Origin of the sequence: Amycolatopsis palatopharyngis (assembly GCF_003385185.1) — a bacterium.
GTDB lineage: Bacteria > Actinomycetota > Actinomycetes > Mycobacteriales > Pseudonocardiaceae > Amycolatopsis > Amycolatopsis palatopharyngis.
In genome coordinates, this window is record NZ_PQHZ01000066.1 from 1 (window position 1) to 15,759 (window position 15,759).

Genomic DNA, 15,759 nt, shown 5'->3' on the forward strand with positions numbered 1-15,759 from the left:
GCCTTCGGGGGTGTGCAGGGTGGGGCACGCCCGGCCGCGCGGCGTGACGTGCACATCTCGGGCGTATACGCCGTTGGGGTGGAGCCAGCGGGTGCGGGCGGGGGTGGGCGGGGCCATCGCGGCGACGAGCGGATCGTCGGCGTTGAGGATGGCCAGCCCACCGTGGTCTGCAGAGGGGAGCCCGGTCAGTAGTTCGCTTTTGGCCGCGGCGATCCCGGTTTGCCCGTCGGGGTATTGACCGAGGTGGGCGGTGCCGACGTTGAGCACGACCCCGACGTGGGGGGTGACCAGGCCGCACAGGTAGCTGAGGTGTCCACGGCCCCGGGCGCCCATTTCCAGGATGAGGTAGCGGGTGTCGGGGGTGGCGCGCAGGACAGTGAGGGGAAAACCGAGCTCGTTGTTGAAGGAGCGGTCTGTGGCGGCGACCGGGCCGTGGTGTGCCAGGACCTGGGTGGCGAGATCTTTGGTCGTGGTCTTGCCGTTCGACCCGGTGATGCCGATCACGGTGGCCGGCAGTCGGTCTGCCACGTGGCGAGCCAGGTCGCCGAGCGCGCGGGTCACGTCGGTGACCTGGACGGCAGGGGCGGGCACCGGGCGTGCGGCCAGCACCAGGGCGGCTCCCGCGGCGAGGGCCGCTGATGCGTGGTAGTGCCCGTCGGTGCGCCGGCCGGGGAGGGCGGCGAACACGCCGCCGGGGTGGACCTGGCGGGAGTCGATGCTGGCGGGTGCGGTCACCAGCAGCGACGGGTCGGTCCCCGGGACGAGGTGACCGTCGGTGGCCGCGGCGAGCACGGCGGCGGTCAGGGGGATCATCGTGGTGACGCTCCTTCGGACGTGCAGTGGCTGGGGCCGGCCGGGTGGGTCTGCGGGTGTGGTGTCCGGGGGTTACGGGTTGCAGCATTCGCAGAACGTGGGATCGGCACGTCGTTGGCCGTCATCGCGAGGGTGGCGGCCGCGGTGCGGGCAGCGGGCACACCCGTGGATCGTTGCCAGGGTCAGGCGGGTGGGCTCGCCACACGTGCCGCAGGGCAGACCAGGTTCGCGGTCCACCGGGCCGAATCCGGGGGTGCCGCAGGCCGGGCACAGGGTGGCCAGACGCGAGGCGAGTTGGTGGGCGAGCACGCTGATCTCCCGCATGCGGGTGGGGTTGACGTGCGCGCGCATGTCGGTCTCCAGTCGCGCCAGGCCATCGGTGGAGTGCGCGGTGCACCGGCTGATCGCCGCATCGAGGTCGGCACGGGTCTGGATGCCCTTGCAGATGGGGCCTGGAGCCCGCACGTCGGCGGGGCTGTGGGGACGGACGATGACCGCGTGGGCACCGAAACCGACGCGCGCCAGGTAGGCGTCGGTTTCCTCGTCGAGGCGGCGGGTCGTGGTGTGGCTGAAGTTCGTCGGTGTGGTTCGGCGCTCCAGGATGCAGACGTCCCGCACCGTGTCGAGGAAGGCGAGGATCTCCTGGCCGGCGCTCAGCATTGGCGCGACCGGGTGCGGGCCGAAGGAGCCTTCGCTGGCCACGGCGAGTCCGAGGCCGGTCGACTCGATCGCGAGGCGCGCCTTGCGGACCGCGGTCTCGGCCGCCGACCCGGCGCGGGGGATCTCACCGGTGAAGGTGCCGAGCTGATCGGTGTCCACATCGTGGGCGAGCACAAGCCGCATGCCGGGGATCCGCGCCAGGGCGGCAGCGAGGGCTCGCTGCTTGCCGTGTCGGGTGGCCATCGCGACCGGTGCGCCCGCGTAGGGGTGCACGGCGAGCATTACACGAGGTTGCCGGATCGGGCGTCGATGCCGGTGAGCAGGGCCACGAGCTGCCCGATGGCGGTGTCACGGTCCATCGGGTGCCGCAGCGGCAAATCCGGATGCAACCGGTACCGGTTGCGCCGCCCCTCCCTGGTGCGTTCCAGGTAGCCCGCCTCGACGAGGTCGGCCACGATGCGCTGCGCCGCCCGCTCGGTGATGCCCACCACCTCGGCCACATCCCGCAACCGAACTTGTGGATCCCGCACCACGCACAGCAGTACGTGGGCGTGATTGGTCAAGAACGTCCACTCCTGCATGGCCGCAACTGTACCTCGTCGGGGGTAACGCATGTCACGCTTGCCAAAGCACGTCATCAATGTCGTATGATTCATATCGCGTATTAGAACACAGGTCATTGGTAGCGTGCTTGGGAGGTGGGTGTCATGGGCGACGAGGAGATGGCGCTCCCGTGGGAGAACCTGCTGCGGGAGGTGGGCGCGGTGGTCGACGCCGAGATGGCGGGCGTACTGACCGGCGAGCGCGCGGCCGATGAGGTGGCGCGGCGCTGGGCGCACCGGTGGGCCTCGCCGCCGCCGGACGTGGTGATCGACACCAGCCCGCCGGGCGTGCGGCGGGGGGCCGCGCAGAGCGTGGGTGCCTACATCGCCCGGGAGCTGGAACGGGGGCGGTCGCTGTACTGCGTGGTCCACGACGAGTTCGTCCGGGTGCGGATCGGGGGTTTCGACGGGCGTGCGTTGCCTCCGCATTGCCTGGAACACCTCGGTTCGCCGCCCGAGCCCGCTGCGGGCACCGGTGCTGAGCCGCGCGCCACCGACCTCGCCGGAGCCCCGGCGACGCGCGGCGCGGCGGCGCGCGCGGGTCAGGAAGGTACGACGGCGTGACAGGGGTGACGCTGCTCGTTTTGGTGGCCCTTCCCGCTGTTGCGGCCATGGCCGGGTCGATCCGGCGGCTACGAAGCTTGGCGCCCGCGTTGGGTGCGGGTGCGGCGCTGGTGGCCACCGCGCTGGCGGGGACGCTGGCCGTGACGGTGGTAGTCGGCGGGCCGGTGGCGATGGTGCTGGCCAACCCGGACGGGCGAGCCTGGACCGGGCTGGTGGTCGACCACGTCGGGGCGATCGTTCTGCTGCTGGTGTGCACGGTCAGCGCCGTGGTCCAGGCGTTCGCCCGCCGCTACCTGCACGGCGATCCGGCCGCGGCCCGCTTCGCTGTCGCGGCGGGGGCGCTGACCGCCGCGACCACGGTGATGGTGACCGCGGCGACTCTCGTCACCCTGGCGGTGGCGTGGACGCTGACCGGGGTGATCTTGTGCCGTCTGGTGGGGATGTATCGGCCGGCGCCCTCGGCCGTCGATGCCGCACGGCGCACCACCCGTGCCGTCGTCGCCGGGGACGCCGCGTTGTGGACTGGGGTTGTCCTCGCGGTCACGGTCTGGGGGGATCTCGACCTGCGCCACCAGGGCGACGCGGCCCTCGGCGGTGCGGTGGGCACGGTGGTGGCCTGTTCGCTGGTGGTCGCCGCGGCCGTGCGGTGCGCGCAGCTGCCCTGGCACCGATGGCTGCCGGCGACCCTGGCGGCACCGACCCCGGTTTCGGCTCTGCTGCACGCCGGCGTGGTCAACGCCGGCGGGGTGCTGCTGGTGAAGCTGTCGCCGATCGTCGGTGCCGCGCCGGTGGCGACACACCTGGCGTTCGCCATCGGAGCCGCCAGCGTCGTGGCCGCCACCGCGATCATGCTGACCCGCCCCGACATCAAAGGGGCGCTGGTGCACTCCACGATCGGGCAGATGGGGTTCATGCTCATGACCTGCGGGCTCGGCCTCTACGCCGCGACGGTGGTGCACCTGGTGGCGCACGGGCTGTTCAAAGCCACCCTGTTCCTCGGCTCGGGGTCGGCCGTGCAGCGGCACGCTGGCCACACTGCGGCTCCTCCCGCGCCTCGGTTGGCTCCTGCCCGCGCAGCGCAGGTCGCTGTCCTCGCCGGGGTCGCCGCCGTCGCGGCGGTCGGGGTGGCGGCCTGGTTGCTACCCCTTCATGCCGGTGGCGTCGCGTTGTCGCTCTTCGCCGTGGCCACCGCCGCGCGGCTGGCGTGGGGCTGGCTGCGTCGTCACCCGACCGGCGGCGCGCTGGTCACGGTGGTGATCGTGCTGCCGGGCGTGGCGATCGGGTACCTGGCCCTGGTGGGCGCGGTCACCGAGCTCCTGGCCCCGAGCCTGCCCGCAAGCGGGCCCGCCGCTGTCTCGGCCTGGGTTCTCGCGACCGTGGTGGCGGTGCTGGCGGCCGGTGCGCTGCTGCTCCACCTGGCACCCGCGGTCGGTCTGGGCCGGTGGCGCGACCGGCTGTACGTGGCGGCGTTGTCCGCCGGGCAGCAGCGCACGTACACCGCCGCCTGGGGTCACCCGCCATGGCTGGTACCGACACCGCGTCCGCGGCCGGTTCCCCAACTGGAAGGAGCTCGGGCGTGACTCGCCCCCACGCGCTCGACGGCATCCCGCGCAAGCGGGTCGCCGCCATGACAGGTGAGTCACCGGCTGTCCCGCACGCGTGGCTTCCCCTGTTCTCCACGGTCGCACGTTCCGCCACTTGTCGCGTCGTGCTCGCGCAGGAGGGTTCACACTCATGACCACCGGCCCCGCCACCAACCTCGCCCCCGATGCCGTCTCTGACGTCGCCACACAGCAGGCGGCAGTGCGCGCCGAGATCGCCGACGCGGCCGGATTCCTGGCTCCGACCTGGCCATTGGCGGACTTCATCGCGGTCAACCCGTTGTCCGGCCTGCTGGACCGCCCGTTCGCCGACGCGGCCACCACCGCCGCGGATCTGCTCGGAGCACGAGTCACCCCAGACGAGACCTGGCTACGTGCCGCCTGGCAGCGCGGCCGGATCACCGACGACGACCTGCGCGCCGCGCTGGCCCGCCGCCACCCCACGGCGCTACAGCGGGGCCCGCTCACTCTCGGCAACCGCGCCTACGACCCGGTCGACCTGCTGGTGGCCGATCTGCACCAGGGCATCGCGTGTCCACCGCCGCGCCGTCAGGCACGCACCGCGGCCGAAGCACTGGCCCCGGAGGTGGCCGCCCTGCTCAACACCCACACGATCCAGTGGTGCGCGGCCTACCTGGACGAAGGCCAGTCCACCTGGCGGATGCCGGGTCGTGACCGCGGCTTCTACTCGGCGTGGCGGGCGCTGGCCGCCCATGACGGAACCTTGCCGCGGCCGGTGCGGGCGCGGCTGCGGCACCTGCCCGAACGCGCCGAGCACACCATCCTGGACGCGCTGGCCGCGCTCGGTGTCCCGGACGACCAGCGGACCCGCTACCTGCAGGCCCACCTGGCCTGCTTGCCCGGCTTCGCCGCCCACGTCCGGTGGCGCGGCGAGCGGCCCGACAGCGGCATCGACCTCGTCGACTACCTCGCGTTGCGGTTGGCCGTCGAAGCCGCCGCGCTCGCCGGCTCCCACGCTCCCGGCACAGCGTGGTCCTGGGCCTCCGCGAGCCGGTTCGACACCCGGCAGGCCACCGTCGACCCGCACGACCGGGCCTACCACCTGTTGGGAGCGCTGGAAGTCACCGACACCGATGCCGCCCAACGGAGCGAGCTGGTGGAGCTGCTCGACCAGCTGCCGATCCAGCAGCGGGCGCTGGTCTGGCTGGACGCCTACGAGGACCACTACCGGAGCCGGCTGCTGCTGCGCATCCTCGGCCGGCCCCAGCCCGAACTGCCCGAAGCCCCACCGCGGGCGCAGGTGGTGTGCTGCATCGATCCCCGCTCCGAAGGACTGCGCCGCCACCTGGAGGTCCTCGGCAGCTACCAGACCCTGGGCTTCGCCGGTTTCTTCGCCGTCGCCATGCGCTACCGCGACCTCGCCGGGGGTGCCGCTCGCACCCAGTGTCCCGGCCCGATCACGCCTCGCCACACCCTCACCGAGCACCCCGCCCCTGGTCGGCGGCGCGCGGCCGAGCGGTCACTGGCCGGCCGCAGGGTGCTCGCCGCCGCCGAGCACTCCCTGCACGCCGCCAAGGACGACCTGCTGGCGCCGTTCGCCCTCGCCGAAGCCGCCGGCTGGCTGGCCGGGCCGCTGGCCGCGGCCAAGACCTTCACTCCCCGTGCCGCCGGCGCCACAGGCGCGTGGTGGGCCCGCCGCATCACGCCCGAGCCGCAGACCGAGATCTCCATCGCCGAGGCGCTCACCCCCGAGGAGCGTGCCGCGACCGCCGAAACCATCCTGACGTTGATGGGCCTGACCCGCGGGTTCGCGCGGCTGGTCGTGTTCTGCGGGCACCGCGCCCACACCGACAACAACCCCTACCAGGCCGCGCTGGACTGCGGCGCCTGCGGGGGACATCCCGGAGGTCCCAACGCCCGCACGGCCGCCGCCCTGCTCAACGATCCGCAGGTCCGCCTTCACCTGGCCGACCGCGGCATCACCGTTCCCGACGACACCTGGTTCGTCCCGGCCGAACACGACACCACCACCGACACCGTACGCCTGCTGGACACCCACCTCCTGCCCGCCACCCACCGCCGCGACGCTGACAGGCTCACCGCCGACCTCCGCACGGCCGGCACCCGGCTGGCCGCCGAACGCTGCGCCATCCTGCCGGGCGCACCCACCCGGCCCCGCCCGCGGCACGCGGCGCGCCACACCCGCGCCCGGGCCCGTGACTGGGCCCAGGTCTTCCCGGAATGGGGTCTCGCCGACAACGCCGCCTTCCTCATCGCGCCCCGCGCCCTCACCCGCGGCATCGACCTGCACAGCCGCGTGTTCCTCCACGACTACGATCCCGACCTCGACCCGACCGGCACCGTCCTGGAAACAATCCTCACCGCGCCGCTCGTCGTCGCACACTGGATCAACAGCCAGTACTACTTCGCCACCGTCGACCCGCAGTCCTTCGGCGCCGGCAGCAAAACCCTGCACAACGTCACCGGTGGGGGCCTGGGCGTCATGACCGGCCACACCAGTGACCTCCAGCCCGGCCTGCCCTGGCAGTCCCTCACCGACGGCCACCACGCCCGACATGAACCGCAACGCCTGCTCGCCATCGTGCAGGCACCCCTGCCCAGGCTGGACACCCTCATCGCCCGCCACACAATGCTGCACCACATGTTCAGCCACGACTGGATTGGACTCGCCGCACGGGAACAGCCCGACGACCCGTGGCACCGCTACACCCCCACCGGGTGGCAGCCCTGGCACCCCAGCACCGACACGCCAGCACCGACATCCCGGCAGGCGCTCCCGTGACCGCTCCACACCACCCGATGGCGGCGTCCCACCCGGAACGACCTGTCCTAACTCCCCACGTAACAGAGCCGCTTGGAAAGAGAGGTACCCGATGAGCGCGCTTCTACTGATCTCAAGTGTGGACCACGCCGAGGTCGCCGTCGAGCAGGCGAGCGACTACCTGGTCCACCACCGGCGCTACGGCGGCGATCCAGCTCAGCGGGACGCCCTGCTCGGGATTTGGATCCGCCGCGAGCTTGACGCGGACCTGCCCACGTTGTTCCCGTGCGGCGAGCATGTGCAGACCTGCGGATGCGCCGTCGGGGACCCCACGGAAGGGCGCCCGCCAGCAGTGCCGGTGGGGATCCGGACCTCCTCCTCGGTGTCCGGGCTGTGGTCGCTGTGCTGGCTGGACGGTTCCGCCCTGCGCGAGGCACACAACCCCCACCAGCGACGGCGCCTGATCCTCGATGTCCTGGTGCAAGGCGCGGCGCCCGCAGCGAGCCTGCCGGGAGCGTTCTTTCCGGTCTTCGCGCACACCGACTCCCGCGACACCGTCCACGCCACCCTGACCGAACTCGGCAGCCGCTACCCGCGCCTGGTCGCGACCCACTGGTACATCGATGACCCAGAGCAGGGCATCAGTGGACCGTGCGGCACGACCAGCGCCGGATGCCGGCTCGCACGCGGCACCGCCACGACTCGCCCCTAGCCCATCCAGCGTCCCGTCCCGTCACGTCCTCGGTCTCAGGAGCAGCATGACCACGCATTCCACATCCGCACCGATCACCGTCGCCCACGGAGACGGAATCGGTCCGGAAATCATGGAAGCCACCCTTTCGGTGCTCAACGCCGCAGGCGCGGCCCTTGACATCGACACGATCACCATCGGAGAGTCGGTCTATCAGGCTGGCAACCCCGCCGGCGTCACTCCCGAGGCGCTCGAGTCGATCCGCCGCACGGGTGTGTTCCTCAAGGCGCCCATCACCACCCCGCAAGGCGGAGGGTTCAAGAGCCTCAACGTCACCGTGCGCAAGACGTTCGGTCTCTATGCCAACGTCCGGCCATGCGTCGCCTACGCACCGTTCGTCGCCACCAAGCACCCTGGCATGGACGTCGTCATCGTTCGGGAGAACGAAGAGGACCTCTACGCCGGCATCGAGCACCGCCAGACCGACGAGGTCGTGCAGTGCCTCAAGCTCATCTCCCGGCAGGGATGCGAGCGGGTAATTCGCTACGCCTTCGAGTACGCCACAGCCTATCGGCGAACCAAGGTGACAGCGTTCACCAAGGACAACATCATGAAGATGACCGACGGCCTGTTCCACCGGGTGTTCGACGAGGTCGCCGCCGACTACCCCGATATCCAGGCAGAGCATTGGATCGTCGACATCGGTGCGGCCAAGCTCGCCGACACCCCCGAGGCGTTCGACGTCGTCGTCCTGCCGAACCTCTACGGCGACATCCTCTCCGACGTCGCCGCCCAGATCGCCGGATCTGTCGGCCTCGCCGGAAGCGCGAACATCGGCGAGCGAGTCGCCATGTTCGAAGCCATCCACGGATCCGCCCCCCGGCGAGCCGGCCAAGACGTTGCGAATCCTTCAGGGCTGCTGCTGGCCGCGGTACAGATGCTGGTCCACATCGGACAAGCCGACGTCGCGAGCCGAGTCCACAACGCCTGGCTGCGGACCATCGAAGACGGCATCCACACCTACGACATCTACGAGCCCGATACCAGCACCTCCAAGGTCGGCACCACGGCGTTCGCGGCATCGGTCATCGACCGTCTCGGCCAAGAACCCACCCGGCTGCCGGCAACGCACTACGCCCAGCACAGGCCGATCACCGTCAAGCTCGCGGGCCGATCCGCTGCCGCCAAGACCCAGCTCGGCGTCGACGTGTTCGTCCACAGCCCAGACACCACCCCAGACGAACTCGCCGCCAAGCTTCGTCCGTTCGCCGCACCCCTGCACCTTGACATGATCTCCAACCGGGGACAGAAGGTCTGGCCAGGCGGCGCGCCCGAGACCCTGCTCACCGACCACTGGCGATGCCGCTTCCTCGACCCGCGCGGGACCACCACCGCCGCCGAGGTCGTCGCCCTCCAGGCCCGCATGGTCGAGCACGGCATCGAACCGATCAAGACCGAAGGACTCTACGCCTTCGACGGCGAACCCGCATTCACCCGAGGCCAGGGCCAATGAAGGGCCGAGCTGACCAAGCGAAGCCGGGAGAAGACATGGACCCGCGTCACCGTAGCCGAATCGTCACCGACGGCGTCACCCGAGCACCGGCCCGGGCGATGCTGCGGGCAGTCGGGTTCGCCGACGAGGACTTCACCCGGCCGCAGATCGGTGTGGCCGCGGCCGCCAACGACCTCACACCCTGCAACATCGCCCTGGACCGCCTGGCAGGCGCGACGGCCGACGGGGTCAGGAAGGCGGGCGGGGTGGCGATGCGGTTCTCGACCATCGCCATGTCCGATGGGATCGCCATGGGGCACCGCGGCATGCGCGCGTCCCTTCCCAGCCGGGACCTCATCGCAGACTCGGTCGAGTGTGTCATGGAGGCCGAACAACTCGACGCGATGGTCACCATCGCCGGCTGCGACAAGAGCCTTCCCGGGATGCTCATGGCCGCCGCACGCCTCAACGTACCCACGGCGTTCTTGTACGGCGGCTCCTCCCTCCCCGGGAGCTGGCAGGGTCGGCCGGTGACGATCCAGGACGTGTTCGAGGCCGTCGGCGCGCAGGCAAGCGGCCTGCTCAGCACCGACGACCTCGACGAGCTGGAGCGCGCCGCGTGCCCAGGAGCCGGATCGTGCGCCGGCATGTACACCGCCAACACGATCGCCGCCGAAGCCGAAGCCCTCGGTATCGCACTGCCCGGCTCGGCATCCGCCCCCGCCATCGACCCCACACGCCCCGGCATCGCCCACGACACCGGAGCGGCCGCCGTCGCCGCCCTGCGCGCCGGGATCCGCCCACGCGACATCCTCACCCGCGAAGCCTTCGAGAACGCCATCACCGTGGTCATGGCCCTGGGCGGGTCGACCAACGCCGCGCTGCACCTACCCGCCATCGCCCACGAAGCCGGCGTCCGCCTGACCCTCGACGACTTCGACCGGATCAGCCGACACACCCCCCACATCGCCGATCTCCGTCCCGGTGGGCGCCACGTCATGGCCGACCTGCACCAGGTCGGTGGCGTGCCCGCAGTGCTCGCCGCGCTGCTGGACGCCGGACTGCTCCACGGCGACTGCCTGACCGTGACCGGAGCCACCCTGGCCGAGAACCTCGCCGAACTCGCAGCCCCGAAACCCGACGGTACGGTCCTCCGAACGCCAGATGACCCGCTCCGCCCCGACGGCGGCCTGGCCATCCTCCGCGGGGCACTCGCCCCCAGCGGCGCGGTGGTCAAGATGGCCGGCCTGACCGTCGACCGCTTCCACGGCACAGCCCGGGTCTTCGACAACGAAGACGCCGCCATGGGCTACGTCTCAGGCGGTCGCCTCACCGCAGGCGAGGTGATCGTGATCCGGTACGAAGGCCCACGCGGCGGACCGGGAATGCCGGAGATGCTCGCCGTCACCGCCGCTGTCCGCGGCACCGGCCTGGGTGACCAGGTGGCGCTGGTCACTGACGGCCGCTTCTCCGGCGCCACCACCGGCCTCTGCGTCGGCCACGTCGCCCCCGAGGCCGCTGCCGGCGGGCCGCTGGCGCTGGTCGCCGACGGCGACCCGATCATGATCGACATCCCGGCACGCACCATCGATCTCGACGTCAACCCTGCCGAACTCGAACGACGCCGTCACCGCTGGCACCCACCCCCTGCCCCGACCGGCAACGGCTTCCTAGCCAAGTACAGCCGCCTCGTCGGCTGCGCCTCGCAGGGGGCGCTCGTCGGCGCCACCCCACGATGAGCAGCCCCACCCGACGCAAACACCATCATGTCACGCGAGCGATCCGGCTTTTCTCCCATCGCCGTGCCGGCGGCACGGCCTGCGGGGCGCATCGGCGGTGCCGCCAGCGCCGACCGCCCTGTCGAAGGAATCACCGCCACGACCGGACCCTGCATCCGCCGGGCCATCGACGTCCACCAAGCGGTCACGACCCACGCCTGCCGGGCCGCACACACCAACCCCCGCGAAGGAGCCGCACTGTGTTGGACGGCAAGCACATCCTGGTGACCGGGGTCGTCACCACCGACAGCATCGCCTTCGCCGTCGCCCGCCGCGCCCAACAACTCGGCGCCGAGGTGCTGCTCACCGGGCTCCCCCGCGATCTCGATCGGGCCCGTGCGGCGGCAGCGCAGCTCACCGGCGACATCGACGTCATCCCCTTCGACGCCACTGCCTCCCACGACACCGCCCGGCTCACCGCAACGATCGCTGAGCGGTGGGAGAGACTCGACGGCGCCCTGCACGCCATCGCCTTCGCACCCGCCGACGCCCTGGAAGGCCCCCTACTCAACGCCCGCCCCGAAGGGATCGGACTGGCGTTCCAGACCAGCACCGTATCCCTCGCCGCGCTCGCCGCGGCGGTGAACCGGCTCGCCCCACCCTCCGGCGCCAGCCTGGTCGGGCTCGACTTCGACGCCAGCGCCGCGTGGCCGGTCTACAACTGGATGGGCGTCTGCAAAGCCGGACTGGAGTCGCTCAACCGGTACCTCGCACGCGACCTCGGGCCTGCCGGAATCCGGGTCAACCTCGTCGCGGCCGGGCCGATCCATACCCGGGCGGCCACCGGCATCCCCGGCTTCGAAGCCCTGCTCGACGCCTGGGCAACCCGTTCGCCCTTGCGGTGGGACCCAGCCGACTCGACCCCGGTGGCCGACGCCGTCTGCTTCCTGTTCTCCGACCTCGCCCGCGCTATCACCGGCGAGATCCTCCACGTCGACGGCGGCTACCACGCCATGGCCGCGCCCCTGCGCCAACAGGGATCATGATGGGCCACGAGGACATCCAACACCTCCACACTGATCAGGGCAGGTGCCCTGGCGCAGACTGGGCAAGATCTCGGCTGGTTGACCCGGTGGGCGCTCCATGACCCGACCTAGCCGACTCATCCTGGTCACCGGCACCGGCACCGAGGTCGGCAAGACCTGGGTGACCGCCGCCTTGTCGCGACGATTGCGAGCATTTGGCATCGAGGTCGCGGCCCGCAAACCGGCGCAGTCGTTCACACCCGGTGATACCGCGACCGACGCCGCCGTGCTCGGCGAGGCAACTGACACGCCCGCCGACACGGTGTGCCCGCCACACCGGTGGTACCCGGTACCCCTCGCGCCACCGATGGCCGCCGACACCCTACAACTGGCTCCGATCCTGCTCGACGACCTCGTCGCCGAACTCGACTGGCCCTCAGACGTCGCCATCGGCTTCGTCGAGGGCGCAGGCGGGCTGTGCTCACCAATCGCCCATGACGGCGACACCCTCTCACTGGCGCAGCGGGTGAGACCGGACCTCGTGCTACTGGTCACCGAGCCTGTCCTAGGAGTTGTGTCCCAGGTGCGCCTCGCCGCGCGAGCCCTCACCGGACACGAGGTGCTAGTCGTCCTGAACCGATACGACCCCAGCGACGAGGTGCACCGGCGTAGCCGCGACTGGCTGACAGCCATCGACGCGCTCGCCGTACTCACCAACCACGACCTCGCCGACACCGTTGATTCCGACGCGGCCTGGCGCGCCATCAGCGGCGAGCCCCCCTCGGCACGCAATCCCTGACCACGCCCCTCGGTCACTGACCCGCTTACCCACGTCCTGGACCCGAGCGGTTGGTCAGACCGGGTCAGTTTCACCCGGCAGCGACAGTCACCATGAGTGATCGCGAGAGGTGAGAACTCGACGCGGAACGGTATTGCTCTGCGCCAGCAGGCTCGCCTGAGTCGTGGCGAGGCTGCCAGCAGCGGCCGGCGCACTGTCGACACCTGGCTTCCGATCCACGACTGGACCGAAACCCAGGTATGGCAACGCATCCATGCGTCAGGTGTGCCGTACCACCCGGCCTACGACCAGGGCATGACCCGCCTGTCGTGCTCCCTCTGTGTGCTCGCCAGCCGCGCGGATCTGGTTCGCGCCGCACAACTACGCCCGGAACTGGCCGCCGAGTACGCGGAGCTGGAAGCCGAGATCGGGCACCGGTTCCGCAACGACCTGTCCATGGCCGAGATCATCACCGCCGCCGAGCAAGCCGCAACCGCGGGACACACCGAGGAGACAGCCACGATCGAGCTCGGCCAGGGCCAACTGTGGTGGCCGAGGTTCGAACGCCAGTCCGACCGCTACGGCACCGTGTTCCTGCTCACCGGTCCGGATGCCGAGGACTACGTCTCGTTCGAGAACGCACCCGTCGGCCAACCGGGACGACTCGTCGCCATCGTGGTCGAGACACGTCGCTCCGAGCACTGTGGCGACATAGCGCGGTCCCTGGCACCCGTCACGCCGACGGTCGGCGAGGAGATCACGCTCGGCGCCGGCACGTTGTTCACCGACACCGATGCCGATCTCGGCATACCCACCGCCGTCGGCCTCGCGCCGGACGACAACCGGGACGCCGACTGGCTCGACCCACGCGCCTTGTACCGCTGCCACAACCAAACCGTGCGGCTCGAACTCCGCATCAGCAGCCACACCAACAAGCGCGCACACGACACCAGGCCACGCGCAGCCTGAGAGCCGTCGCTGGCGCGGCGAACAAAGTCACAAAGGCCGTCCCTGCTCAATCGCCACACGAACCCCACCGCACACGCCGAGTGCGGGAAGAAGGAGAACGTACGTGACCAGGCTGATCGAGTCCGGCTATGACGGGCAGTTCGTCACTGACCAGGTCGGTCATTCCCACGCGGCGACCACGGCGATCTACACGGCGGTCAGCAGCGACTTCAAGAACCTAAAGGTCCGCGAGCACCTGGACGCGGTGCCGAGGAAGCCGTGCTGCAACGCGCCTTCGCGATGGCCGAGACGGAGGCGGAGATGGACGACGACTTCAGCGATCACACGTCAGGTGAGCCTGCTGGCCGCCGGAGGAGGGTGCGATGAACGCGGTGTCCCGGCAAGGACCGGACGAGCAGAACGACGACGTGCAGGTCCGGCAGCCGCGCTACGAGTGGCGGCTGCGTGAGCTGATGGCGGTCCGCAAGAACTGGTACACCACCACGAAGCTGATCCCGGAGTTGCGCAAGTACGGCTTCGAGTTCGACCGCAGCTCGATCTACCGGCTCGTCAGCACCGAACGTCCGCCGAAGATGCCGATCGAGTTGATCCTGGCCTTGTGCAAGATCCTCGACTGCCGCTTCGAGGACCTGGCGGTGGAGGTCGAGCCGCAATCGGCCACCGAGGAGCCGGCTCGCCGGGGTCCGCGGCCGGCCGTGCCGGACATGCCGTTGTTGTCCGCGGACTTCTTCGACGCCGAGAGCTGACCGGACACCGGGTCACGCACGTGGGGAAAGGGCGAGGTGTCTGCGCCAGCTGTGGATGCGACCGATCTCTGGTCGCTAGCGGGCTGTGCCATACCTGCTACCACGCCCGCCGGGACAAGGAGAGCTGTGTCGGGTGTGGCCGTCTGACCGTTCCGATTGGACGTACGGCGGAGGGGGCGTGGTGCCAGAACTGCAACGGAAAGCGCCGGGCCGAACCGTGCTCGCTGTGCGGTCGGTCGGGGCGGGTGGCCGCGCGGCGCTACGGGCAGCCGGTGTGTTCGCGGTGTTGGCAGCGCGAGCGGCGCGTCCCGCTGCCCTGCTCGGTATGCGGGCGGACGATGAAGGCCACGAAGAACAGCCCGCAGGGCCGGGTCTGCTACACCTGCCACCGCAAGACCGTTCCCCGCGAGCCCTGCTGGATGTGCGGCAAGGTCGTGCTGGCCGCCGCCCACACCGAGGAAGGAGCGTGGTGCGAACGATGCCGCCGGACGCATCTGGCCGAGCCCTGCTCACGATGCGGCCAGACGGCGCCGGTCACCGTCCGCGACGACGAGAAACGGCCGGTGTGCCGGCGGTGTTGGCAGCGCGGGCATCAACGGCCGCTGCGCCGGTGCATCGACTGCGGCGAGGACAAGCCTGCGGCTCGGCTCATCGAGGACGGGCCACTGTGCGAGAAGTGCGACAACCGGCGTGCGCCGGAGGTGCTGTGCCCGCGCTGCGGGAAGACCCGCAAGGTCGGGATTCTGAGCACGGGGGTTTGCCGGGCCTGCGCCCAGCAAGCTGGGCCACGCCAGCCGTGCCACAACTGCGGCCGGACCAGGTTGGTGGCCTACCGCGACGCCGACGGCGAACCGTGGTGCGACGGCTGCCGCCGCCAGACGCTGGCCGAACCGTGCTCGGGCTGCGGCGTCCACAAGGTGGTGTGCGCGCGTGACCATAATGGACCGTGGTGCAAAGCGTGCTGGGAAGTGGTGCGGCCCGGTCCGCCGTGTACCGACTGCGGGCAACGACCGTCGATGTCCGTGCCAGCTACGGACGGTGTGGCCAGGTGCGTGCCGTGCTACCTGGCCGCCCAGGTCCCCTGCACCCGATGCGGAACCACCGCCCGCGCCGAACGACATTGGCCGGAGGGCCCGGTCTGCCTGTCCTGTGTGGACGCGGTACGGCTCACACACGAGCACTGCCACTGCTGCGGCCAACTAGCCGCGGTGTTCCGCCGCGAGCCCGCCGGGCCGTTGTGCCCGGACTGCGCGGGCGTCACCTTCTCCTAGGGGGACCGCCGGGATACGGGAGAAACCTGCCAAGTGGTCGGGTAGTGCCTGGTAGAGGGCGCTAGAGATCGTTAGAGAGCCCGTGT

Annotated in this window: 15 protein-coding genes; 12 read left to right on the top strand and 3 right to left on the bottom strand. The window is 70.8% G+C overall.

From position 1 onward, the window contains the following. From D0C15_RS30315 to D0C15_RS30325, 3 genes are all read right to left on the bottom strand, one after another. Positions 1-813 (bottom strand): Mur ligase family protein (locus D0C15_RS30315; protein WP_245976415.1); only part of this gene is annotated, 813 nt, incomplete at its 3' end. A gap of 72 nt (positions 814-885) precedes the next feature. Beyond that, entirely contained in the window at positions 886-1,755 is an 870-nt protein-coding gene (locus D0C15_RS30320; protein ID WP_005456780.1) for a DUF6671 family protein, read from the bottom strand. Then, positions 1,755-2,054, bottom strand: coding sequence for a helix-turn-helix transcriptional regulator (locus D0C15_RS30325; RefSeq protein WP_005456781.1), 300 nt, complete (start codon positions 2,052-2,054; stop codon positions 1,755-1,757). The genes D0C15_RS30320 and D0C15_RS30325 overlap by 1 nt, the downstream gene beginning before the upstream one ends. A gap of 126 nt (positions 2,055-2,180) precedes the next feature. Here D0C15_RS30325 and D0C15_RS30330 point away from each other — a divergent pair, with 126 nt between their 5' ends. The 12 genes from D0C15_RS30330 to D0C15_RS34345 all read left to right on the top strand — a co-directional run bounded on the left by D0C15_RS30330 (position 2,181) and on the right by D0C15_RS34345 (position 15,673). Next, positions 2,181-2,639, top strand: coding sequence for a hypothetical protein (locus D0C15_RS30330; RefSeq protein WP_005456782.1), 459 nt, complete (start codon positions 2,181-2,183; stop codon positions 2,637-2,639). Further along, positions 2,636-4,219, top strand: a complete 1,584-nt coding sequence (locus D0C15_RS30335) for a proton-conducting transporter transmembrane domain-containing protein (protein ID WP_091679436.1) — start codon at positions 2,636-2,638, stop codon at positions 4,217-4,219. Before D0C15_RS30330 ends, D0C15_RS30335 begins: the two co-directional genes overlap by 4 nt. After that, positions 4,216-4,377, top strand: coding sequence for a hypothetical protein (locus D0C15_RS34340; protein WP_005456784.1), 162 nt, complete (start codon positions 4,216-4,218; stop codon positions 4,375-4,377). Before D0C15_RS30335 ends, D0C15_RS34340 begins: the two co-directional genes overlap by 4 nt. Then, the gene (locus D0C15_RS30340) at positions 4,374-7,004 is read left to right on the top strand and encodes a DUF2309 domain-containing protein (protein WP_005456785.1); all 2,631 of its coding nucleotides are present in this window, start codon (positions 4,374-4,376) and stop codon (positions 7,002-7,004) included. Before D0C15_RS34340 ends, D0C15_RS30340 begins: the two co-directional genes overlap by 4 nt. 91 nt (positions 7,005-7,095) lie before the next feature. Further along, positions 7,096-7,695, top strand: coding sequence for a hypothetical protein (locus D0C15_RS30345; RefSeq protein WP_005456790.1), 600 nt, complete (start codon positions 7,096-7,098; stop codon positions 7,693-7,695). A gap of 46 nt (positions 7,696-7,741) precedes the next feature. Beyond that, a complete protein-coding gene (locus D0C15_RS30350) occupies positions 7,742-9,187 on the top strand; it encodes an NADP-dependent isocitrate dehydrogenase (protein WP_005456797.1) in 1,446 nt (481 codons plus the stop codon). Between the two features lie 35 nt (positions 9,188-9,222). After that, positions 9,223-10,905, top strand: a complete 1,683-nt coding sequence (gene ilvD, locus D0C15_RS30355) for a dihydroxy-acid dehydratase (RefSeq protein WP_005456798.1) — start codon at positions 9,223-9,225, stop codon at positions 10,903-10,905. 239 nt (positions 10,906-11,144) lie between these two features. Further along, positions 11,145-11,930: an enoyl-ACP reductase FabI gene (gene fabI / locus D0C15_RS30360; RefSeq protein WP_005456799.1), complete on the top strand. Its 786-nt coding sequence runs from the start codon at positions 11,145-11,147 to the stop codon at positions 11,928-11,930. A gap of 97 nt (positions 11,931-12,027) precedes the next feature. Continuing rightward, positions 12,028-12,708 carry an ATP-dependent dethiobiotin synthetase BioD gene (gene bioD / locus D0C15_RS30365; protein ID WP_005456800.1) on the top strand — a complete coding sequence of 227 codons (681 nt, stop codon included), beginning with the start codon at positions 12,028-12,030 and terminating at the stop codon, positions 12,706-12,708. A 96-nt stretch (positions 12,709-12,804) separates the two neighbouring features. Beyond that, complete coding sequence (locus tag D0C15_RS30370; RefSeq protein WP_083844754.1) at positions 12,805-13,656, top strand: phosphoadenosine phosphosulfate reductase domain-containing protein; 852 nt, start codon at positions 12,805-12,807, stop codon at positions 13,654-13,656. A gap of 362 nt (positions 13,657-14,018) precedes the next feature. Further along, the gene (locus D0C15_RS30380) at positions 14,019-14,402 is read left to right on the top strand and encodes a helix-turn-helix domain-containing protein (protein WP_005456801.1); all 384 of its coding nucleotides are present in this window, start codon (positions 14,019-14,021) and stop codon (positions 14,400-14,402) included. A gap of 338 nt (positions 14,403-14,740) precedes the next feature. After that, entirely contained in the window at positions 14,741-15,673 is a 933-nt protein-coding gene (locus D0C15_RS34345; protein ID WP_143101978.1) for a hypothetical protein, read from the top strand. Positions 15,674-15,759: the final 86 nt, after the last annotated feature.